A 5,592-nucleotide genomic window follows, 5' to 3' on the forward strand; every position below is an offset into this window, starting at 1 on the left:
GCGCCTGGCCGACGCGGCCGCCGCCGCCGAGCGGAAGCGCACCATGATCGAGCTCGCCGACGGCTTCGAGCGCGCCGTCGGCGGCATCGTCGGCCTGGTCTCGTCCTCGGCCACCGAGCTCCAGGCCACAGCCCAGCAGATGACCGCCACCGCCCAGGAGACCGCCGCGCAATCGACCACCGTGGCCGCCGCAGCGGAAGAGGCCGCCACCAACGTCAACACGGTCGCGGCCGCGGCCGAGGAGCTCGGCTCGTCGGTGCAGGAGATCGGCCGGCAGGTGCAGGGCTCGGCCCATCTCGCCCAGGCCGCGGTGGGCGAGGCCGACCAGACTGCGCACCTCGTCCAGGCGCTCAGCCAGAACGCGGCGCGGATCGGCGACATGGTCGGGATGATCTCGGGCATCGCCGGGCAGACCAACCTCTTGGCGCTCAACGCCACGATCGAGGCGGCGCGCGCCGGCGCGGCGGGGCGGGGCTTCGCGGTGGTGGCCTCCGAGGTGAAGGCGCTGGCCGAGCAGACCGCCAAGGCGACCGAGGAGATCGCGCGCCAGATCGGCGAGGTTCAGGGGGTGACCGCGCAGGCGGTGACGGCGATCGGCGGGATCACGGGGCGGATCCGGGAGATCGACGGCGTGGCGACGTCGATCGCGGCGGCGGTGGAGCAGCAGGGTGCGGCGACCCAGGAGATCGTGCGCAACGTGGCGCAGGCCTCGACCGGCGCCGGCGAGGTGACGGGCAACATCGCGGGCGTGGCGCAGGCCTCGGAGGAGACGGGGGCCGCGGCCGGTCAGGTCCTGTCGGCGGCCTCGGAGCTGTCGCGGCAATCCGAGCATCTCCGCGCCGAAGTCGCACGCTTCCTCGCCACCGTCCGCGCCGCCTGAGGTGATCGCGGCGGAGATCCGCGTCCTCCCGGTCCGGCCCCGCGGCTCGGACCAGTCCGCCGGCTGCGCGCGGATCTCGTCGCCGCGCACGCGCGCGGCGAGGATCTCGGCTCGCGCTCCGCACATCCAGGGCTGCGGAGAGCGGCTGCCCGAACTCAGCCACGTGTTCGAGCAGGCCATCGGCGGGATGGATCAGTCGCTGGACGACCTCACGCTGCGGGATCCGGGAACGGGCGCAGCCCTCCGGCACCTGCTCGGCTCCTGATCGCGACCGCGACCCCAATCGGTCACGGCGTCGCGCACCCCGACTCAGGGAAGCCGGCTTGGGCGGGCTGCTGTTCGTCTCCGACGACCTGTCCCGCACCGAGCGTCTGGCGCGCGACGTCGATCCGGCCCGGCCGTGAAGCACCCACGACCTCTATGACGAGGCCGCGCCGGCGGCCGGAGCCGACCTCGTCGTCGGCGACGTGGCGCAACTCACGTCGCACGCGATCGTGCGCCTGCGACGGATACTGGCGCCGGCCCGCGACACGGGCGCGCCGTCGCCGCTCCTGATCCACGGCAACGCCGCGCCGACCGAGGCCCTGGCGCGGCTGCTGGGTACGAGCGAGACCCTCCCGGCCGCGTCGGCGGTGAGAATCGTGCAGGACAGGATCGATCGCCTCCGGGATCAGGGCGGCTCCGCCGCCGCGGCCGGGCTGACGGAGGTGGCCCGGCCGTTCCCGTCGAGACCTTCTTCTCCGGCCGGACGGTGACGCCCGGCCTCGATGAGGCCATCCATCGGCACTGCCTGCGGGTGACGGGCCTCGCGGCCGCCTTCGCGATCGAGCTGGGCTTCGGCGATCTCGACGCCTACCGCCTGACCGAGGCCGCGCGGCCGCACGATGTCGGGAAGACGAAGATCCCGCTGTCGATCCTCAACAAGCCGGGGCTGCTGACCGCGCGGCGGCCCTACCGACCGTCGATGTCGGATGAAGTGGCCTGCGGCCTCCTGCGACCGATGTCCGGCAACCTGGATCCCGCCTTCGTGGAGACCTTCCGTCCCGTGATGACCGCCTTCGACCTGAGCGGCGCGGCTCCGGCGCGCCCGCTCGATGACCCGTCTCCGGCCCGGTGGCGTTACGGAGACGCGGGTCCGAGGCCCCGCGGATGGCCGATCGGATCACCATCGATGCGTCGGCAGGCCCGCGCGCGACAGCGACGCCTGCGGCTGCGGACGTCCCAGGAGATAGCCCTGAACCTGCCCGACACCCTCGGCCCGCGCGAGTTCCAGCTGCTGCGCCGTCTCGACGCCCTCGACCACCGTCGTGATGCCGAGGCTGACCCCCAGCCCCGCCACCGCCCGGATGATGGCGCGCGCGTCGGCGCTCGTCTCGGCCTCGCTCATGAACGAGCGATCGATCTTGATCTTGTCGATCGGGAACCGGCGCAGATAGCTCAGGGACGAGTACCCGGTGCCGAAATCGTCCATGGCGATCCGGATGCCGGCGCCGTGGAGCGTGGCGAGATTCTCCCGCGTCGCCTCGCTCTCCTCCAGCAGCGACGTCTCGGTGATCTCGACCTCCAGCCGCGCCGCGGCCAGACCGGTCTCCGCCAGCACGGCGAGCACTTCCGCGCCGAACCCCTTCTGACGCATCTGGACGCTGGAGACGTTGACGGCGACGTCGACGCTCTCGGGCCACGCCAGGGCATCCCGGCAGGCGCGCTCCAGGACCCAGCGGCCGAGCGGCAGGATGAGACCGGTCTCCTCGGCCAGGGGGATGAAGGACAGCGGCGGGACCAGGCCGCGCGTGGGATGGCGCCAGCGCACCAGCGCCTCGACGCAGGCGACATGCCCGTCGCGGGCATCGACGAGGGTCTGATAGTGCAGCTCGAACTGATCCGCCGCCAGGGCGGCCTGGAGGTCGGCCTCGATCTGGCGGCGCGCCTCGAAGGCCTCGGACATGCTGGCCTCGAAGACGCTGAAGACGCCGCGCCCCTCGGTCTTCGAGTGCCGCAGGGCGAGATCGGCGTCGTGCAGCAACGGGTCCATGTCCAGGTCCTGCACCGCGCGGATCGCGAGGCCGATGCTGGCGCCGGTATGGACGCGCCCGCTCGCGAGATCGAACGGCTCCGACAGGACGTTGACGAGGCGCTGGGCGGTCGACGTCGCGGCGGCCGCGTCGACGACCCTGTGGACCAGCGCGAACTCGTCGCCGCCGAGGCGGGCCACGACGTCACCCCGCCGCGTGTTCCTCCGCAGCCGCGCGGCGACCTCCTGCAGGAGCTCGTCGCCGGCGGCATGTCCGTAGGTGTCGTTGACGAATTTGAACCGGTCGAGGTCGATGTAATACATGGCGAGCAGCGGTCGCTCGTCGTTCTGCGCCGCGATCAGATCTCGGTAGCCCTGGCGCATCGCCCGCGTGTTGGCGAGGTCGGTCAGGGCGTCGTGATGGGCCAGGTGGGCGATGCGCTCCGCACTCCGCCGCTGCTCGGTGATGTCCTCGAATGTCGAGACCCAGCCGCCGCCGTCCATGACCCGGTGATTGATCGCCAGCGTGCGCCCGTCGCAGAGTTCGCGCGTGATCGGCGCGGGCTCGGCGGCCTGAAGGGCGGCGCGGGTGCTGCGCTCGATCTCCGCGACGGTGACCTCCGGCGAGTAGAGGCCGCGCGCGACCAGAGCTGAGCAGATCGCGTGCTGGGCCATGCCCGTGAGGACCATGTCCTGCGGGATGTTGAAGATATCGCGGTAGCGCTTGTTCGACACGACGAGGCGGGACTGCGCGTCGAACATGCACAGGCCCTGGTTCATGTTCTGCAGCGCGCCCTCGAACAGGCGGATCTGCTCCGAGAGGGCCGCGTTCAGCGCCGCGAGCCGGTCGATGCCCTCGGCTCTCGGCCGCAGAACCGGAACGCACTGCGAACTGTCCGAAGTCTCGCTGCGCCGGAGACTGGTATGCGGCACGATGATGTCCTCGAGTGGGAAAGGGGCGCCGAGCCGCGCGGGGCGGCGCGATCGGTCGGGCGCGCTAAGCGATCGTCCGGGAGGCCGCCGCGCAGGTCTGGCGTGTGACCGCCTCGAGCGCCGGGATCGTCGGTGCGATCGGCGGATGGCGGGCGGCCCGTGATCGCGGACCGGACCCGGTGGGCTGGGACAAACCCGTCACGCGCGTGATCCCGAATTAGAGCCGTGCAGAAGGAACATGTCGGATGCAGGAACAAGAGACCGCTGTCGATACATCCTCTACGTAAGTACATCACGTTCCGAATTGCAAGCGCGCCACTATTTTGAGAGCGAAGCATTTTAACAAATATCGACGGAAATTTACATTAGGAGTAGAATTTTCGCCCGAGACCACTACCGTCATGCGAAATTCTCGATCTGCCGATAGGGGACCTCGACGCACTTCTCGTCGCCGATCATCCGGCTTTGGCCGCTCATGGATCGGCGGAGGGCCGTGAGGTTGCCTGCGGCCCCGTCCCTGCATGGCAGCATTGCTTCCGCGCAGAAGCTGGGGACAGGACGACCCCTAAGGATCGGCTTTCTCTCGCGGGGCTCGACTTTGATGAGGGTCAGTCGCCCGTCTCGCGGTGTCGGGCGCCAGATCGTGCGGCCCGGACCCTGGACGGACGGTCCCTGACCCCGGACTGGTCCGGTATCCTCCGACCTCCCTCGGGGCCCGGCATCCCAGGGCCAGCATCAAATCAACCAGCAGTAGACATCTTCGGCGGGTTCTGGGTAAAACCGTTCTCACGGCCTATTTACTTTGCCACAACCTTTCACGGCCATTCGGACACATCAGTGACATCGAATTTTAGGCCTGAGATCGCGCAGGCACGAGGAACGGGTTCATCAAATCACCCGACAGACGCCGAGTTGAGCCAGGTTTCGGCGAACTCGCAGGCGCTGTCGACCCGCCAGTCGGTGAGCATGTTGGCCCTGTCGCTGGCCAGATCCGCCCAGCAGGGCATCTTCCTGCTCCTGCGGTAACAGCGTCACGCCGATTCCGACGATCGACCCGGCGGCCGGGGCGACGCCCCGGCCGCTTCTCCATGTCGTCCGAAATCTCGCCGACGTCGGTCCGCATTCTCCGCGTCGAACAGCGACACGCGGTCGGACACCGGGGTCGAGCGCGGCCCATGCCCGTGGCGCGGACGGCCGTCCCAGGATCGACACGGCCCGCGCGGCGCGACGGTGCGCAGGTGCGCGAGGACGGCAACCCCGCGTGACCCGGTCCCGATGCGCGTCCCGGACCGCGGAGGGCCCTTCGAACGAAAGCCCCGGGAGCGGTCGGCTCCCGGGGCTCTGTCGACCTCGCGCCAGTTTGATCGGGCTGGGGATGCAAGGATCGAACGAAGGGCATCGCCGCCGCGCGGCGACCGGCATGCAGAGGACCAGTCCCATGCCGAGCCGCCGCGCGGGCCGATGCCAACCCTCGAGGCGCGGGTTCGGCTCAGTACGAGCCGAACTTGTAGTTCAGGCCGGCGCGGACGACGGCGAACTCGGTCCCGGCGGCGGCGCCGTTGAGGTAGGCGACGCCGCGCGGCGGCAGCAGGTTCGGGATGAAGACGCCGCTGGCAGTGTTCTTCTGGCGGTCGAGGTTCACGTACAGGCCTTCGACCTTCAGCGTGACGGCCGAGGAGCGGAAGAAGTTCAGGAACGAGTCGGTGGGCAGGGCGTACTCGACGCCGCCGCCGGCGGCCCAGCCGGTGCGGAAGCTGTCGCGGAAGCG

At 70.3% G+C, this 5,592-nt stretch carries 5 protein-coding genes; 2 read left to right on the plus strand and 3 right to left on the minus strand.

The genetic code is table 11. The features are described 5' to 3' along the window. Together ACTJK8_RS32035 and ACTJK8_RS32040 are read left to right on the plus strand one after the other, a co-directional pair. The coding region (locus ACTJK8_RS32035; protein ID WP_440762264.1) for a methyl-accepting chemotaxis protein at window positions 1-880 on the plus strand (880 nt) is incomplete at its 5' end. Between the two features lies 1 nt (window position 881). After that, on the plus strand, window positions 882-1,145 hold the full coding sequence (locus ACTJK8_RS32040) for a hypothetical protein (RefSeq protein WP_012320238.1): 264 nt from the start codon (window positions 882-884) through the stop codon (window positions 1,143-1,145). A 22-nt stretch (window positions 1,146-1,167) separates the two neighbouring features. Here ACTJK8_RS32040 and ACTJK8_RS32045 read toward each other — a convergent pair whose 3' ends face one another. The 3 genes from ACTJK8_RS32045 to ACTJK8_RS32055 form a co-directional block, all read right to left on the minus strand. Beyond that, complete coding sequence (locus tag ACTJK8_RS32045) at window positions 1,168-1,440, minus strand: hypothetical protein (protein ID WP_158682011.1); 273 nt, start codon at window positions 1,438-1,440, stop codon at window positions 1,168-1,170. A gap of 602 nt (window positions 1,441-2,042) precedes the next feature. Beyond that, window positions 2,043-3,824, minus strand: a complete 1,782-nt coding sequence (locus ACTJK8_RS32050; RefSeq protein WP_029361359.1) for a putative bifunctional diguanylate cyclase/phosphodiesterase — start codon at window positions 3,822-3,824, stop codon at window positions 2,043-2,045. A gap of 1,489 nt (window positions 3,825-5,313) precedes the next feature. Further along, the coding region (locus tag ACTJK8_RS32055) for an outer membrane protein (protein ID WP_440763180.1) at window positions 5,314-5,592 on the minus strand (279 nt) is incomplete at its 5' end.

This window comes from Methylobacterium sp. 22177, assembly GCF_052045615.1.
GTDB lineage: Bacteria > Pseudomonadota > Alphaproteobacteria > Rhizobiales > Beijerinckiaceae > Methylobacterium > Methylobacterium radiotolerans.